Consider the following 16,572-nt stretch of genomic DNA (forward strand, 5'->3'; position numbering starts at 1 on the left):
TAGCTCTTATACCGACACCTCAAGACATAAGGCACCCGTCGCATTCGACCACGAATTCGACGGGTGCCTCCGTTTTATCGACTCACGAAATAATCATCATAGACCAACGATTTATATAGAAATTATTTCCGACCTATATATTAACTGAAAACGATTTATATATAAAGTAAAAACGATCTATATATAAATTGAAAATGATTTGTATATAGATCATTAAGTGGCAGATTGAAAAATACCTTTTGATCTGGCAAAGTCTATTTTCAACTCTTTCTTGCCTCGTTTTATACTCCTCTATAGGTGCTTATTTAGAATCATTCCAAACACATCTTCGCTGTTGAAAACTTTTTTGGCACGTATTTTCATGACAGAAAAAGGATAATAAAAAAGAGAGAATCATACCCCATGAATGGATTGTAATATATCGACACTTAATATAAGAGCTATTAAAATTATCGGCCATTAGATTTTCAAAAGGAGATCAGAAGTAGATTGAAAGCCATCGAATATACCTAAATAGGCACAAAAACGGAAAAAGAATACCTCAAAGTAGGTATTGGCCTGTCTGGTGGTGGCCAATACCTTTGTGTCGCTAATAACCAATGAGAAAAATCATTATGAAAAAACTTTTTTTAGCCTCCATGGCTTTCTTATGCGTATGGATATGGAATGCTGGTGCGCAGACAATGGCACCAAACTATTTCCATGCAAACCCACAACAGTTCAAACAAAGAATCGCAAAAGTAAAAAACTTCTCTTCTTGTTTTTTCTATGAATATGGAGTGAACAATCGCTTGAAAAAGATCCGTTCAGAAAACCAAACAGGACAAACTATTCAGGAAAGAGTATTCTCTTACAACGATGCCGGATACATGATTCGAGAGGAAGAATATGTGGGATTGGATCTGACTCTTTTGGGGAAATATGAGTATGAGCGGAACGATAAGGGGTATATTACCCATTTCAAACGCCATATGCCCAATGAGAATCTGGAATTGGTCGAGGATATACGCATCGATTTCTTTTATGATACCGATATGAAACTGATCAAAGCAGAAATAGATGCATTTAACCATATGTCGAATGAGTGGTACGACCTGCGTACAACGAATCTTGTATACAACGAAAATGGACTTCTAAAAGAAGTAATCCAGATAGACACTGAAAGCGGAGAAGAATTGAACAGAGAAATACTTACGTACAATAACGTCAATAAAATAGTCTCTATCAGATTTAAGCCAGGGCATGCAGGTATAGGAGAAGAAAAGGAGTGGATATTCGAATACGACAATGAGAATTTGGATATTATCAAAGCCGGGCGCGAAGATTTCTGGCGTTACTACCAGTATGACAAAGAAAAACTTGCCTCTGAAACATTTTTCCCAAAATCAAGTTTGGTTTATTTAGTATACTTCGGCCCCAAAGACTACATGGATTTTTCAGGTTTACCATCCATGAACAGTTATACGCATGCTGTGATCAAAGAGACTGAAAATGAGATGGAAGTTACTTACGAATCCAACGCCGCGTATAGTCTTACAATCATTCAGCCGGAAAACGGGGAGATAAAATTGACTGCCGATGGAGAATCTTTGAGCAGTGGTTCCATGCTGGTTGGAGGACATACGATCACCGTCCACCCTACACCTGCTGATGGATATGAAGTCGATAAGGTATTGGTGAACGGACAAAGCATCGAAAAGCCGTATCAATTCGTTATTGAAAAGAATACTGAGGTGACTGCCTTGATGAAAAAGAGTAATGCTGCTGACGAGATCGCAGCACAAGACTTCCGCATCTATCCCGTACCAACCTCCAAAGATTTAACGATAGAAATACCGTTAGAAATGGTGGGAAAAGTGGCATCCCTCATAGATATGAACGGACGGATTGTTTACAGAATTACGCTTGATAATATCTTCCAGCAGATAGACATCAGCCATCTCAAAGGTATTTTCCTCTTGCAGATCGGTGATATTACAGAAAGAGTGATCGTTCAATAACGACGCGCGAGTACAGACAAAAAGATCGGGGCAGCATGGTGAGAGACTTTTTCTCTCTCCGATGCTGTCCCGATTGCTTTATTATCTTTTCTATCCGAAAAAAATTAGATCTGGAAGTCTATACATGCCCGACCGTCCTTATACGGAGCTATCAACTCTCGAACGACGGTCATGTGAGCAGGATGCTCGGCATAGGCTTTGACATCGGCGAGACTATCAAGGTCTGCCTCCAGCATAAAGTCATACTCTTCGGTAGGATTCATATTGAGGCGAACGCTCATGCTTCGCAGGGGTTCTATTACTTGTACGAGGGCTTCCAGTGCATCCTTGATCAGGTGCAGGTGTTTCGTTTTGGCTTCTGCAGAGTCAAAACCTGCCAACTTGAACATCACGATATGTTTGATCATAGTGCAGATGTTATAATTTTTCGGTGAGCAATTCGTCGTCTATATGCGAATCTTTATATCCGAGGAAATATAGGACCCCGTCAAGACCGACCGTGGAAAGGCTCTGCTGAGCTGTGGCCTTTACTTTCGGTTTGGCATTGAATGCAATACCGAGACCGGCAAGTCCGATCATAGGCAGGTCATTGGCTCCATCGCCTACGGCAACAGTCTGCATGAGGTCTATCTTCTCTACCTGAGCAATGAGCTTGAGCAGTTCGGCCTTGCGCTTGCCATCCACCACCTCACCAACATAACGGCCGGTGAGTTTACCGTCTTTTACTTCCAACTCATTGGCATAGACATAGTCGATCCCGAACTTCTTGGCCAAATAGTTGCCGAAGTACATGAATCCCCCCGAAAGGATAGCGATCTTGAAACCTACCATCTTGAGTATCTTCATCAGACGCTCCACCCCTTCGGTAATAGGAAGACTTTCGGCGATCTCCTGCATCACAGACACATCAAGCCCTTTCAGCAGAGCCACTCGCTGGCGGAAACTCTCCGTAAAGTCGATTTCGCCTCTCATGGCACTCTCGGTAATGGCTTTGACCCGATCGCCTACGCCGGCTCTGATAGCCAGTTCGTCTATGACCTCTGTCTGGATCAGCGTAGAGTCCATATCGAAGCAAATAAGACGACGCATACGGCGGAACATACTCTCACGCTGGAAAGAAATATCCATGTTGAGCTGAGAAGCCATTTCCATGAAGTTGCGCTGTAGCTTCTCTATATCCGTGGGAGTTCCACGCATGGAAAACTCTACACTTGCTTTGGGGGAGCGATCTGTTTCATTGAGCGGAATACGACCTGTCAGTCGCTTGATGTCATCGATATTCAGTCCCTGCTCGGCACTGGATCGGGCAATGCCGGCAATCATCTCAGCCGTGATCTTCCGAGCCACAACGGTAATGATGTATCGGTTTCGCCCCTGCATTCCCACCCATTCGCTATAGGCTTCTTCTGTGATGGGTTCGAATCTGATAGTCACATCCAACTCATAGCTTTTGAACAAGAGGTCTTTCAGTATTGATCCCGAATGACTTTCGTCTGTCTGGAAGAGTATTCCGAGCGAGAGGTTATTGTGAATATCAGCTTGGCCGATATCCAGTATGAAGGCATTGTGCTTAGCCAAGATGGCAGTTAATTCAGCGGTAACACCTGGCTTATCTACTCCGTGGATGTTCGCTAAAATGAGTTTTCGTGTTGCACTCATATATGAGTTTTTATTTGATGAAAGATTTACGTACCCGAACTGCCCTGTGACACCTTATTTAAGTATCACTTTCGTGCGTACGACTTTGTTGTTTGCAGCTGTAACCTCTGCAATATAGGTGCCTCTCGGGAGAGATGCAACTCCGATAATGGCCAAATCGCCTGTCAGCTCGGTGGTTCTAATCAACTTACCGTTGAGGTCGAACAGAGAGAGACGAAGCAGTTGTGACCCCTCTATACGCAGAAAATCCGTGGCAGGACGAGGATAGATCTTGATCGCTTCGCTTACTGCGACATCGGTCAGAGCATTGCCCTGCATATCGGTATAGAAGTAGTTGTAATCGCATACCTCAGACAAGCCGTCTCCGGAGTTATAGAAATACGTTTGCTTTGTACGCATATGCTTCATGAAACTGGGCAAAATAGGGCGGAAGAACTCTTCATGCGTGGGGAACAATACGGAAGATAAAGAGATCGACGTATCATATTCGAAGTTGTTGGCGTACTTGGTGACACCAAACTCATCTTGCTCCCAACGAATACAATTATGCTTATTGTCGTATGTATAACGGTGAGTAAACATTTCTACCCACTTGTTTTGAAGAGGAAGAAATACACTGTCACGAAGCAGTACAGCATCATTATTGGCATCAAACTCATATACCATTCTACCCGTTTCGATCAAGTCGGCCGATGGGTTTTCCTGAGTCATGATGTTTATTCTCGCGATCTTGTTGTTGCGATAGGTTATCGCACGACTTTGAAAATATCCATCGCTTGTTTCTGTCGTTGTTTCAAAAGGAAGATTGCTACCACAGAAATAGTTATAGAACTCCTTTCTTAAAGCGATCTCATCTGATGGGGAGTTCTTGAACTCCCGAAGGACCAACCGATCTCCATCGTATATGTAATCTTCCACTTGGCGCATCTGGAGAGCATTGTCCATATTCACATAATAGCGTACTTGCATCAATCTGTCGTCCTCGTAGAAAAGCGAGTCTACATTAGAGAGCATACCACCGATAGATCTCTGTATCTTGGTCGGTATGGTTCCTTCTTCATAGAAATAATCGAAAACTTCGCGAGAATCGGGAACACTGATCTTGTCCAATCGATAGCGTGCATCTCTTGCTATGCGAGTTTGTACATCTATTTGAGGGATTTGGGGAGACTGAGCAGATACGTTTTCTACGGCTACGAGTCCTGCAAAAAGGAAAAGAGAGAGTAATTGTTTCATTTGTTACTTGTTAGTTGCGGTTTTTATTTCTCCGAGCAAATATAATGTTTCATTCCATAAGTAAATCGCTCTTTGTGCGGTATCGGCATACAAATTTGACACCATAGAAGAGAGAGAGAAATACAAAAAAAGCCGTACTCGGTCTCTCGACCACGAGTACAGCCTCTTTTTGATGAGTGATTTTCCTTTTATTCCCTCTTACAAATGATCCGGAGAAGTCGCCGAATATAAAAGAGAGAAAGCCGTATTGCCCGAAGGTATTAGCCTACGAATTCGTCAGAAACGGTCAGTTTGGCACGGCCTTTTGCACGGCGAGCAGCCAATACACGACGGCCGTTTGCCGTTGCCATACGAGAGCGAAAGCCATGCTTGTTCAGTCTCTTACGGTTAGAGGGTTGATATGTTCTTTTCATTGCTCTTATATTGTTTTGTTAGTTATCCCTACACTTCGGGGTGCAAATATAGGGACTTTAATTTGATTCGCCAAAGTCTTTCAGCTCATTATAGAGCAAATGAACGGGTAGCCCCATGACATTGTAGAACGAACCCTCCACTCGCTGGATGGCGATATAGCCTATCCACTCCTGTATGCCGTACGAACCGGCTTTGTCATAGGGGCGGTAGTGTTCGAGGTAATAATCGATCTCCTCATCGCTCAGATGCGCGAAGGTTACCAGGCTGGAACACGAGAAAGCTCTTGTCTCCGACCGGTGGCTGACGCACACACCGGTCACCACCTGATGGGTACGCCCGCTTAATGTACGTAGCATCCGAGCGGCCTCTTCCCGGTCTTGCGGTTTGCCGAGAATGGCACCATCGATAATGACCACCGTATCGGCCGTAATCAACAAGGTCGTGTCCTGCATCATACCTTTCGATCGATAAGCCTCAGCCTTCATTCGAGCAAGATAGAGCGGTACTTTCTCCGGATCGAGGTCGGCAGGATAGTCTTCTGCGATGTCCGGCATGGCCTTTTGTTCGAATCGAATATCGAGACCGGAGAGGAGTTCTTTTCTTCGGGGCGATTGCGATCCGAGTACGATCTTATATTTCTTCAGATTGTCCAGCATAAAACAACAAGATTTTTTTCGATCAAAGAGACTTCCGTCCGCTACCATCCAAACCCATTGCCCTGGGCCCAGCAGCCTTGCGCCTTGAGCGTTTGCTCGATGACATCACGGACGACGCCCTCTCCTCCTCGGCAATGGGATATGTATTTGGCCACTTGCTTGATCTCCGGCACGGCATCCGCAGGGGCAACGGGCAAAGCCACTCTCTGCATCACCGGCAGATCGGGTATATCGTCCCCTATATATACTATCTCTTCGGCTTTCAACCCTGTCTCCTGCAAGAGGTGTTCGAGCTGTTCCACTTTGTTGGACGAACGCATATAGACATGTTTGATGCCGAGATATTCTGCCCGTTTGGCTATGGCCGGACTGTATCCGCCCGTGATGATGGCCAGCAAGAAGCCTTGCTTGACGGCATATTGCATGGCATAACCGTCTTTTACATTCATCGTTCGCATGGGTTGGCCTTCGGCATCCATAGCCGAAACGGTATGGCTGATCACTCCGTCCACATCGAAGACGAATCCCCGTATGGACTTCAGGTCGAATGGAATACTACTCATGAGATTAAGATGGGGTTTATTGTTCTTTCGGTCCGTACATCTTCCGAATGCTATCGCTAAGCATCCGATAGATCTCCTGCCAATCCGGATATGGGTCGAGCAGACCGAGATGTTTTTGCAGAGTGTTTGTATCGTCTCTTTTGGCCGGCCCGGTCTGTGCCTCAGTGGCGGACATTTCCTGCACCTTGGCTGCAGTCTCCGCGATAAGAGGAGCCAGAGAGCGCGGTGGCAGGCCATGTACGGCCAGCATTTGCTCACTCAAGGCATAGAGATGATTCGTGAAATTGCAGGCAAAAACAGCAGCCAAGTGCAGATAGAGTCGCTGCTCCGATGTACAGCGCAGTACACTCCCGCTGATAAGACGAGCGACAGACTCCAACAGTCGTACCACGGCCTCATCGCTACCCTCTATATATATAGGTATGGAGGAATAGTCCACTCGGCGTTCGCGACTGAATGTCTGAAGCGGATAAAATACACCGATCCTCTCGTGATAAGGGCGAAGGGCGTCCATCGGCATACTGCCAGCCGTATGTGCCCATATTCCCGTTGTAGAAGGAAGAGAAGCAGCTACGGATTCGAGAGCATGGTCGCTCACGGCAAGGAGATAAAGATCCGCATCGCAGAGCAGCTCCTCCACCCGATCGGTAGCGGTTGCTCCCGGCAACATGGAGGCCAACTTCGCGGCATGCTCGGCACACCTGCTCCATACCTGAATGGGCGGATTGCCGGCTTCGGACAAGGCCAAAGCCGTTCGGGTAGCCAGATTTCCACTGCCGACAAGCACTATGCGCACGAAAGTATCGGGCAGTCCTACAGGATCAATCATGCGACACACTCTCCCAATCGGGATATTCGCCTATAAAAACGTTCTCCCACTTCAATTCCGATGCAGGGCGCGGATCCCTGTGCTCGGCTTTGTGTCCGATGGCAATGATACACAGGACTTCCAACTGATAGGGGATATTCAGCGTATTGCGCACATACTGAGTGGCCTCCTGCCCATTCGGTGTAAGCGATCCGAAGACCTGACACCAGCAGCTGCCCAGCCCCAGATCTTCCGCCTGCAGTTGGATATAGGTAGCGGCTATCGCAGCATCTTCGTGCCAACGCTCGGAAAACATGGGCGATCCCAGCACCACTACAGCCAAGGCAGCATCCGCCAAGAAACGGGAACCATGCTGCTTCATCAGGCTTAGCACTTGCAGCTTGTCACGGTCTTCCACCAGTATATACCGGGTCTGTTGCCTGTTCTTGCCGGATGGAGCGCGCAATGCTGCTGTCATCAGAGCCTGCACATCCTCGGGCAAAAGCTGCTCTTCCGAAAACTGTCGGATAGAGCGGCGATTCTCTATTAACTCTGCAAATGATTTCATATAGACAAAGATATACAAATAGCCCTCTTGGCTATCTTCCCATCTGCACGAGAAATAGCGACAAGGCAGTACGCCCGATCGAACCCGATGGACTCCACATCTTAAAAGGACTCGATCACGAGCAAGAAAAAGCCCATTTATGGCCCCCATAAAACGTAGTGCGAGAAAATTTCACTTTTGGAGGCCTTTGAAAAATTTATTGACAACCGCTTATTTTTTCAGACGTCTATATCGGTTTACTCGTCGCCGTTGGATTGTTTTTTTTCAGGCCGGGAAAAGTTTCTCCGACAGCCGACAAAAATAAATTGCCCGGCCGGAAAATCTATATCCAAAGCTTTCGTATATATATCCAAAGCCTTTGGATATATATTTGAAACCTTTGTTTATATATCCGAAGCCTTTGAATAAAGAATTGCATAGTGGCATTTTAACTTTTCCGTACTGCAGAAAAAACTTTTTCCGGCCGGGAACGATTGTTTCTTTTATTGCAGTGATCTGTGCCGTGTATACTACCTCCCTACGAACGAGTGCTCTGGCAAAGTATCCGCCTTCGTGAAGGCATGCGGTGCAGCACAGAATCCTTTTGCATCAGTACACGTCAATCTACTATCGCCTCCCCTCTTCGAGTATGCATGCAGAGGTACGGGAATATGGTTTGTGGTTGCGATGGGTTAGATTTATCTTTGTCGCAAAAGAAATCCTTATAAATATGGTGTACAAAGTTTTTTTGTCGCTCTGCATAGGCTTAGCCCTGACAGTAAGCACTGCCCTTCATGCCCGGAAAGTAGTATCCGGACATGCCCCCATCCAAGTAGAAACGCCTGCTCGCCCGTCGGGACAGAAGCACGTTTTGCAGTTAGTAACGCCCAAACTGGAAACGGTACGTATCGGGATCATCGGTCTCGGCATGCGTGGGCCGGGTGCAGTGGAGCGATTCACCCAAATCCCCGGAGCGCAAGTGGTAGCACTGTGCGATGTGCTCCCCGAACGTGTGGAAAAAGCCCAAGAGATCCTCGTCAAAGCCGGACTACCCAAAGCGGCAGCATACTCCGGCAGTGAGGACGCCTGGAAGAAACTATGCGAACGCAAGGACATCGACCTCGTATATATCGTCACAGACTGGAAAACCCACGCCGAAATGGGCGTATATGCGATGGAGCACGGCAAGCATGCCGCCATCGAAGTGCCGGCAGCCATGACGCTCGAAGAGATATGGAAGCTCATCGACACTTCCGAGCGCACACGGAAACACTGTATCCAACTCGAAAACTGCGTATACGACTTTTTCGAGCTGACCACGCTGAATATGGCTCACCAAGGTGTATTCGGCGAGATCCTGCATGCAGAAGGGGCCTATATCCACAACCTCGAAGACTTCTGGCCCTACTACTGGAACAACTGGCGTCTGGACTACAACCGCAAGCATCGTGGCGATGTATATGCCACACATGGTATGGGTCCGGCGTGCCAACTGCTCGACATCCATCGCGGCGACCGCATGAAGACCATCGTAGCCATGGACACGAAAGCCGTGAACGGGCCGGCATACATCAAGAATAAGACCGGAGAGGTGGTGACCGACTTCCAAAACGGCGACCAAACAACTTCGCTCATCCGTACCGAAAAGGGCAAGACCCTGCTCATCCAGCACAATGTAATGACTCCCCGCCCCTACAGCCGCAAGTACCAAGCCGTGGGAACAGACGGATTTGCAGACAAATACCCGCTGGAGATGTACTGCCTCCGTCCCACGCAAGTGGACTCCAACATAGCCCCTGACCACGAAAAGCTCAATGCCCACGGCCCCGTATCGGAGGAGGTGAAGAAGGCTTTGATGGAAAAATACAAACACCCCATCCATCGCGAACTGGAAGAGACGGCCAAAAAAGTAGGTGGACACGGTGGCATGGATTACATCATGGACTATCGTCTCATCTATTGCCTCCGCAATGGCCTGCCCCTCGATATGGATGTGTACGATCTGGCCGAATGGTGTTGTCTGGCGGAGCTAAGCCGCATCTCCATCGAAAACGGCTCTGCCCCCGTAGCCATCCCCGATTTCACGCGTGGCAATTGGGATAAAGTAAAGGGCTACCGGCACGCAATGGCAGAGTAAAGACAATCGGACACTATGAGGAATTTCCTATTGGCACTTGCGGCAACTTTGACTGCCGCAAGTGTCGTTTTCAGTGCAGAGGCACAGATCGCAGAGTCGGGGCTTCCATATTGGAAAGACATTCGTACGGTAAGCGTAAACAAAGAACCGGCGCGTTCGTCCTTTATGACCTATGCCGACCGAAGCGAAGCTCTCACCGGCAAGTATGAGAAGAGTTCGTACTATCGTCTTCTGAACGGCACGTGGCGATTCTTCTATGCCGAGAGCGAGGCACATCTGCCTGCCGGCATAACGGATAGCTCGGCAGACGCAGACGGATGGTATGACATCCAAGTCCCCGGCAACTGGGAGATACAGGGGCACGGTGTGGCCATCTACACCAATCACGGATACGAGTTCCAGCCTCGCAATCCGCAGCCGCCCAAGCTGCCGGAGGCCAACCCCGTAGGAGTATATCGGCGCGAGATAGAAGTACCCACGGACTGGATGGAGCGCGACATCTATCTCCATATAGCCGGAGCCAAGTCCGGACTCTATGTCTATATCAACGGGCAGGAAGTCGGCTACAGCGAAGACTCCAAGAATCCGGCCGAATTTCTCATCAATCCGTATATCCATGCCGGAAAAAACATACTCACGCTCAAGATCTATCGTTGGAGTACCGGCTCGTATCTGGAGTGTCAGGACTTCTGGCGCATCAGTGGCATCGAACGCGATGTATTCCTCTATGCACAGCCCAAGGCGGCAGTGAAGGATTTCAGCATCAAATCCACACTCGATGATAGCTACCGCAATGGTATATTCTCCCTGAAAGCCGACTTGCGAAACCGCCGTAGCGAAGCCTCCGAGCTGTCTCTGACCTACGAGCTGCTCGATGCCAAAGGAAAGGCTATCGCCACCGAAACCCGTTCGACCCTCATAGCTGCCGGCGGAGAGAGCACCCTCTCTTTCCAAGCTCGGCCGAATGCGGTACATACATGGACGTCGGAGCATCCCTACCTCTATAAGCTCTTGATGACGGTACGGGAGAATGGCCAAGTCACCGAGGTAATACCGTTCCGTGTCGGCTTTCGCAGGATCGAAATCAAGCCGATAGAGGAAAAAGCGGCCAACGGTATGCCCTACGTATGCTTCTTTGTCAATGGACAGCCCATCAAGCTGAAAGGGGTCAATATGCACGAACATAATCCCGTCACCGGTCATTACGTCCCCGAGGAGCTGATGTGCAGGGATTTGGAGCTGATGAAGCAGCACAATCTGAATGCCGTCCGGCTGGCACACTACCCGCAAGATCGCCGTTTCTACGAGCTGTGCGACGAATACGGGTTCTACGTGTACGACGAGGCTAATATCGAAAGCCACGGCATGTACTACAACCTGCGCCGTGGGGGCACCTTGGGCAATAACCCTGAGTGGCTGAAGCCTCATATGGATCGTATAGCGAATATGTTCGAACGCAACAAAAACCACCCGTGCGTTACGATCTGGTCGCTCGGCAATGAAGCAGGCAACGGGTACAACTTCTATCAGGCCTATCTCTGGCTGAAAGAGGCCGATCGCGATCTGATGGCGCGCCCCGTAAACTACGAGCGTGCCCAATGGGAGTGGAATACGGACATGTATGTGCCCCAATATCCCGATGCGAAATGGTTGGAAGGCATCGGGCAGGCCGGTAGCGATCGCCCTGTGATCCCCTCGGAATACGCTCATGCCATGGGCAATTCCACCGGCAACCTGTGGGGGCAGTGGCAGGCTATCTACAAGTACCCCAACCTCCAAGGCGGCTTCATCTGGGACTGGGTGGATCAGGGCATCCTGCGCACTGACGATAAGGGGAAATCCTATTGGGCTTATGGAGGAGACTTCGGAGTGGATGCACCGAGCGATGGCAACTTCCTTTGCAACGGACTGGTCAATCCCGACCGCACACCCCATCCTGCCATGCAGGAGGTGAAGTATGTGCATCAAAACGTAGGCTTCGAAGCAGTGGATGCCGCCAAGGGACATTTTCGCATCACGAATCGGTTCTACTTCACCAACCTCAAGAAATACCGCCTGCGCTATACGGTTTCGGCTAATGGCAAAGCCGTGCAAAGCAAGGTCATCGGCTTAGACCTCGATCCTCAGACTTCATCGGATATTACCATACCAGTAGCGAAGCTCAAGCCGATGGCCGGTGTAGAATACTTTGTCGATTTCAGCGTGCAGACCCTACAGGCAGAGCCGCTGATTCCTATAGGGTATGAGATTGCCCACGATCAATTCCGACTTCCCATCGAAGCCCAAAAGACTACCTACCGCGCTACAGGCCCTACCCTGTGCACAAGCACAGAAGGAGATGAATTGAGGGTCGTTTCGTCCAAAGTCCATTTCGTTTTCAACAAAAAGAGTGGATTGGTAACCTCTTATAGGGTGGATGGTCAGGAGTTTTTCCAAGACGGATTCGGCATACAGCCCAATTTCTGGCGTGCTCCCACCGACAACGACTACGGCAACGGTGCTCCAAGACGCTTGCAGATATGGAAGGAATCGAGCCGTGACTTCCAAGTAGTCGAGGCAGGATTAGCCACCGAAGGGAATGCCGTCCTGCTCAAAGCGACCTATCTGCTTGATGCCGGCAACCTCTATGGCCTGACCTATAAAATATATCCCGATGGTGTGGTGAACGTGAAAATGCGATTCTCTTCGACGGATATGGAGACCGACGAATACGAATGGTCCGAAGCAGCCCGAACCGCTACATTCTCCCCCGGCAGAGAAGCTCTGCGCAAGGAAGCTTCTACCCTCGAAGTGCCTCGTATAGGTGTACGCTTCCGCCTTCCTGCGGATATGAATGAGGTACGATACTTCGGAAGAGGGCCGGATGAGAACTATATCGACCGCAATTACGGGGCGACCGTAGGCTTGTACACTACTGCTGCCGACAGGATGTACTATAACTATGTACGTCCGCAAGAGAACGGGCATCGTACCGATACACGCTGGCTGATGCTGCACGGACGAGGCTTGGGCTTGGGCATAGTAGCCGACGAAACGATCGGCTTCAACGCTCTTCGGCAAGCTATCGAGGACTTCGATTCGGAGGAAGCCAAGCAGAGGCCCTACCAGTGGAACAACTTTTCACCGGCCGAGATACAAAACCGAGATGAGAGCAAAGCTCGCAACGTCCTCCGTCGGCAGCATCACGTCAATGATGTGCCCGTGCGCGACTTCGTAGAGGTGTGCGTGGATATGAAACAACAAGGAGTAGGAGGATACGATAGCTGGTCGGCTCTTCCCGAACCTCAGCACCGCCTACCGGCCAATCGGGAATACAGTTGGGGCTTTACCCTTCTTCCGGTACGGTCAGCCGGCCAAATGACCACTGCCACCCGATACGCCTACTAAGCGACAGGAGTGGTGAAAGCAACGAGAGTATCACCCACACTCATAGATCTATACAGAATAAAATACAGCATAACGCATGAAGCAACTGAATGAAATAGTAGCACATTTCCACACAGAGGGAAGCGTGGCAGAGATCCTACCCTTAGGTGCCGGTCTTATCAATGATACTTACAAAGTAGTAACAGCCGAAGCCGATGCACCTGACTACGTTTTGCAACGAATCAATCACACCATATTCAAAGATGTGGAAATGCTACAGGCCAATATTACGGCCGTAACGGCACACATCCGGCACAAGCTAACCGAATCGGGAGCCGATGACATCGAACGCAAAGTGCTCACCCTCGTCACAAGCGACGGGGACAAGACATATTATTACGATGGAGAAAACTATTGGCGGATGATGGTTTTCATTCCCCGAGCACAAACCTTCGAGGCGGTCACACCCGAATACTCGCGGTATGCAGGACAAGCATTCGGCAACTTCCAAGCCATGCTGTCGGACTTACCGGACGAACTGGGCGAAACCATTCCCGACTTCCATAATATGGAGTTCAGGCTCAGCCAGCTACACGATGCCTTGAAGGCTGATCCGGCAGGGCGCGTTGAGGAAGTTCGTTACTATATCGATGAAATAGAAAAGCGAGCAGAGGAAATGTGCAAGGCAGAGCGTCTGCATCGCGAAGGAAAACTGTCCAAACGGGTATGTCACTGCGACACGAAGGTAAACAACATGCTTTTCGACGAAGACGGACATGTACTTTGCGTCATCGACCTCGACACCGTGATGCCGAACTTTATCTTCTCCGACTATGGCGACTTTCTCCGTACCGGAGCCAATACCGGCGAGGAGGACGACAAAGACCTCGACCGTGTAAACTTCGAGATGGAAATCTTCAAGGCCTTTACCGAAGGATACCTGAAGGGGGCAAGCTCTTTCCTCACCGACATCGAAATAGAGAATCTCCCATATGCCGCAGCACTCTTTCCCTATATGCAGTGTGTACGCTTCCTGACGGACTACATCAACGGTGATATGTATTATAAGATCAAGTACCCCGAGCACAATCTGGTGCGTGCTCGTGCACAGTTCAAGCTGCTACAGAGCGTGGAGGAGTACATGCCTCAGATGCAAGCATTTATCAACCAATGCCTTGGCCGATAAGCCTTTTACCCCATACGAATAGGATGTATCTTTTTGTCAATTCGGTACTACGAAAGTTTTGTACCTTAGCGCGCATGAAAAAGACCAATCTGTTTTTGTCCCTGCTGGTGATCTTTATCACCGGCAGCTTTATGACTGCCTGTGCACAGAAGTCCAAGACAAACAAACTCACCGAAGAAGATCGGAGCCGCAATGAGTATGTACAGTCGATGGATGTGCTTAGCAATATTATCGGCAATGTCAGGCTGTATTTCGTAGACACCATAAGTATCAATCAGATGACTCGCCGCGGTATAGATGCCATGTTGGGCGGGCTTGACCCCTATACCGAATACATTCCTTTCGAGGAAATGGACGAACTGAAACTGATGACTACAGGTGAGTATGCCGGAGTCGGAGCTATCATATCGCAGCGACCCGACAGCTCTGTGATCATCCAACGCCCTATGGAGGGAATGCCCGCAGACGAAGCAGGGTTGATAGCCGGCGACCGCATCCTGACCATCGATGGTAAAGACTTCCGAAAATCCACCACACCGAAAGTAAGCCAAGCACTGAAAGGCATAGCCGGTACCGTTGCAAATGTGACAGTGATGCGCTACGGCGAGACCAAACCGCGCACTTTTTCGGTAAAACGAAGAAAAGTGATCATGAACTCTGTCACTTACAGCGGTATGCTCGATGGTTCGGTAGGATATATTCGGCTGAACAACTTTACGGACAAAAGTGCTGAAGAGGTGCGTTTGGCTCTATTGGATCTGCGCGACAAGCAAGGAGCGAAAAGTCTCGTTTTGGACTTGAGAGGCAATGGTGGTGGACTGATGCAGGCCGCCATAGAGATAGTCAATCTGTTTGTCCCCAAAGGTAAAGAGGTGGTAACTACCAAGGGGCGCATCGCAGAGTCGGCATCCGTATTCCGCACATTGGCAGAACCGCTCGACACGAAGCTCCCGATTGTAGTCCTGATCGACGGCCAATCGGCATCCTCCTCTGAGATTGTAGCCGGAGCACTGCAAGACATGGACAGGGCCGTACTGATGGGACAAAAGAGCTATGGCAAAGGGCTGGTACAAACTACGCGCCAGCTTCCATACAATGGTGTAATCAAATTGACCACAGCCAAATACTACATCCCAAGCGGACGGTGCATCCAGCGCATGGACTACAGCCGCACCAATCGGACGGGTGTGGCTACAGCTATTCCTGACAGCCTGCACAAAATCTTTTACACCGCTGCCGGAAGACGCGTAGAAGATGCGGGAGGAATCTTGCCCGATATCGAGGTCAAACAAGATACAGCTGCTACACTACTTTATTATATAGCAGTCAACAATGACGTATTCGATTTCGTTACAGGTTATGTGCTCAAGCATAAAACGATTGCCAAGCCGGAGGATTTTTCGATAACGAGCGAAGACTATGCGGCTTTCTGTAAGATGATGGAAGAAAAGAAGTTCGACTATGACCGTCAGAGCGGCAAGATGCTTGACAAACTGGAGGAATTGGCCAAGATAGAAGGCTACCTGCCCGAAGCCAATTCGGAACTTAAAGCTCTACGCGAAAAGCTAAAACCCAACCTGTCGCGCGACCTGCTACGATTCAAGAAAGAGATAACCAACTATCTGAACAACGAAATTGTTACCCGCTATTATTACGAGCGAGGCAGCATCCGCCAGAGTTTGCCGGAAGACAAGGTAGTCAAAGAAGCTATTAAGCTGCTGAAAGACCATCCGGAACAAATTCGACAGATCCTTGCCGGCCCGAAAGCAGAGAGTAAGGGATAAGCCTAAAAAGAGGGTATTACAGAATAGAACTCCGAACGTTTTGCACAAAATCGACGGAGTTCGTTTGTTTGCGATTGTCAAGCTCATCGTTCAAGAAAGCCTTATTATTCTTGGTTTCAAAAGGTCTTAGCGGAGAAGTGAACAAATGGATTATGCAAAAATTGTTGCTCTACACAAACCTTGCGGAGCTTTCATGGTTAAATATATTAGTCGTAC

Annotated in this window: 13 protein-coding genes; 5 read left to right on the forward strand and 8 right to left on the reverse strand. The window is 48.9% G+C overall.

Annotation, left to right across the window (positions count from 1 at the left end; genetic code table 11):
* Positions 1–614 precede the first annotated feature (614 nt).
* A complete protein-coding gene (locus HQ49_RS02685; RefSeq protein ID WP_235290040.1) occupies positions 615–2,000 on the forward strand; it encodes a T9SS type A sorting domain-containing protein in 1,386 nt (461 codons plus the stop codon).
* 104 nt (positions 2,001–2,104) lie between these two features.
* Here HQ49_RS02685 and HQ49_RS02690 read toward each other — a convergent pair whose 3' ends face one another.
* The 8 genes from HQ49_RS02690 to HQ49_RS02725 form a co-directional block, all read right to left on the reverse strand.
* Complete coding sequence (locus tag HQ49_RS02690; protein ID WP_018964850.1) at positions 2,105–2,407, reverse strand: Dabb family protein; 303 nt, start codon at positions 2,405–2,407, stop codon at positions 2,105–2,107.
* A gap of 10 nt (positions 2,408–2,417) precedes the next feature.
* Positions 2,418–3,659, reverse strand: coding sequence for a protein-serine phosphatase SerB (serB, locus tag HQ49_RS02695; protein WP_018964849.1), 1,242 nt, complete (start codon positions 3,657–3,659; stop codon positions 2,418–2,420).
* Positions 3,660–3,713: 54 nt separating this feature from the next.
* Positions 3,714–4,895: a T9SS type A sorting domain-containing protein gene (locus HQ49_RS02700; RefSeq protein WP_039418305.1), complete on the reverse strand. Its 1,182-nt coding sequence runs from the start codon at positions 4,893–4,895 to the stop codon at positions 3,714–3,716.
* 260 nt (positions 4,896–5,155) lie between these two features.
* Positions 5,156–5,308, reverse strand: coding sequence for a 50S ribosomal protein L34 (gene rpmH / locus HQ49_RS02705; RefSeq protein ID WP_004585205.1), 153 nt, complete (start codon positions 5,306–5,308; stop codon positions 5,156–5,158).
* A gap of 57 nt (positions 5,309–5,365) precedes the next feature.
* A complete protein-coding gene (locus HQ49_RS02710) occupies positions 5,366–5,965 on the reverse strand; it encodes a Maf-like protein (RefSeq protein ID WP_039418306.1) in 600 nt (199 codons plus the stop codon).
* A gap of 41 nt (positions 5,966–6,006) precedes the next feature.
* Complete coding sequence (locus HQ49_RS02715) at positions 6,007–6,528, reverse strand: KdsC family phosphatase (protein WP_004585207.1); 522 nt, start codon at positions 6,526–6,528, stop codon at positions 6,007–6,009.
* A gap of 16 nt (positions 6,529–6,544) precedes the next feature.
* Complete coding sequence (locus tag HQ49_RS02720; RefSeq protein ID WP_039418308.1) at positions 6,545–7,357, reverse strand: Rossmann-like and DUF2520 domain-containing protein; 813 nt, start codon at positions 7,355–7,357, stop codon at positions 6,545–6,547.
* Positions 7,350–7,904, reverse strand: coding sequence for a nitroreductase family protein (locus tag HQ49_RS02725; RefSeq protein ID WP_018964844.1), 555 nt, complete (start codon positions 7,902–7,904; stop codon positions 7,350–7,352). Before HQ49_RS02725 ends, HQ49_RS02720 begins: the two co-directional genes overlap by 8 nt.
* A gap of 709 nt (positions 7,905–8,613) precedes the next feature.
* Between HQ49_RS02725 and HQ49_RS02730 the strand changes: the two genes are divergently transcribed.
* From HQ49_RS02730 to HQ49_RS02745, 4 genes are all read left to right on the forward strand, one after another.
* Positions 8,614–10,020, forward strand: a complete 1,407-nt coding sequence (locus tag HQ49_RS02730) for a Gfo/Idh/MocA family protein (protein WP_039418309.1) — start codon at positions 8,614–8,616, stop codon at positions 10,018–10,020.
* A 15-nt stretch (positions 10,021–10,035) separates the two neighbouring features.
* Positions 10,036–13,407, forward strand: a complete 3,372-nt coding sequence (locus HQ49_RS02735) for a glycoside hydrolase family 2 TIM barrel-domain containing protein (RefSeq protein ID WP_039418310.1) — start codon at positions 10,036–10,038, stop codon at positions 13,405–13,407.
* 76 nt (positions 13,408–13,483) lie between these two features.
* Positions 13,484–14,572 carry a phosphotransferase enzyme family protein gene (locus tag HQ49_RS02740; protein WP_039418311.1) on the forward strand — a complete coding sequence of 363 codons (1,089 nt, stop codon included), beginning with the start codon at positions 13,484–13,486 and terminating at the stop codon, positions 14,570–14,572.
* Between the two features lie 74 nt (positions 14,573–14,646).
* On the forward strand, positions 14,647–16,356 hold the full coding sequence (locus tag HQ49_RS02745) for a S41 family peptidase (RefSeq protein ID WP_039418313.1): 1,710 nt from the start codon (positions 14,647–14,649) through the stop codon (positions 16,354–16,356).
* Positions 16,357–16,572: the final 216 nt, after the last annotated feature.

Source organism: Porphyromonas gulae, from assembly GCF_000765945.1.
In the GTDB taxonomy this organism is placed as follows: domain Bacteria; phylum Bacteroidota; class Bacteroidia; order Bacteroidales; family Porphyromonadaceae; genus Porphyromonas; species Porphyromonas gulae.

What these genes read in the sequence shown, in the direction of transcription:
- HQ49_RS02685 (WP_235290040.1), top strand. Translation starts at nt 615, where the DNA reads ATGAAAAAACTTTTTTTAGCCTCCATGGCTTTCTTATGCGTATGGATA.
- HQ49_RS02720 (WP_039418308.1), bottom strand. Translation starts at nt 7,357, where the DNA reads ATGATTGATCCTGTAGGACTGCCCGATACTTTCGTGCGCATAGTGCTT.
- HQ49_RS02710 (WP_039418306.1), bottom strand. Translation starts at nt 5,965, where the DNA reads ATGCTGGACAATCTGAAGAAATATAAGATCGTACTCGGATCGCAATCG.
- HQ49_RS02730 (WP_039418309.1), top strand. Translation starts at nt 8,614, where the DNA reads ATGGTGTACAAAGTTTTTTTGTCGCTCTGCATAGGCTTAGCCCTGACA.
- HQ49_RS02700 (WP_039418305.1), bottom strand. Translation starts at nt 4,895, where the DNA reads ATGAAACAATTACTCTCTCTTTTCCTTTTTGCAGGACTCGTAGCCGTA.
- HQ49_RS02715 (WP_004585207.1), bottom strand. Translation starts at nt 6,528, where the DNA reads ATGAGTAGTATTCCATTCGACCTGAAGTCCATACGGGGATTCGTCTTC.
- rpmH (WP_004585205.1), bottom strand. Translation starts at nt 5,308, where the DNA reads ATGAAAAGAACATATCAACCCTCTAACCGTAAGAGACTGAACAAGCAT.
- HQ49_RS02740 (WP_039418311.1), top strand. Translation starts at nt 13,484, where the DNA reads ATGAAGCAACTGAATGAAATAGTAGCACATTTCCACACAGAGGGAAGC.
- HQ49_RS02725 (WP_018964844.1), bottom strand. Translation starts at nt 7,904, where the DNA reads ATGAAATCATTTGCAGAGTTAATAGAGAATCGCCGCTCTATCCGACAG.
- HQ49_RS02745 (WP_039418313.1), top strand. Translation starts at nt 14,647, where the DNA reads ATGAAAAAGACCAATCTGTTTTTGTCCCTGCTGGTGATCTTTATCACC.
- HQ49_RS02735 (WP_039418310.1), top strand. Translation starts at nt 10,036, where the DNA reads ATGAGGAATTTCCTATTGGCACTTGCGGCAACTTTGACTGCCGCAAGT.
- serB (WP_018964849.1), bottom strand. Translation starts at nt 3,659, where the DNA reads ATGAGTGCAACACGAAAACTCATTTTAGCGAACATCCACGGAGTAGAT.
- HQ49_RS02690 (WP_018964850.1), bottom strand. Translation starts at nt 2,407, where the DNA reads ATGATCAAACATATCGTGATGTTCAAGTTGGCAGGTTTTGACTCTGCA.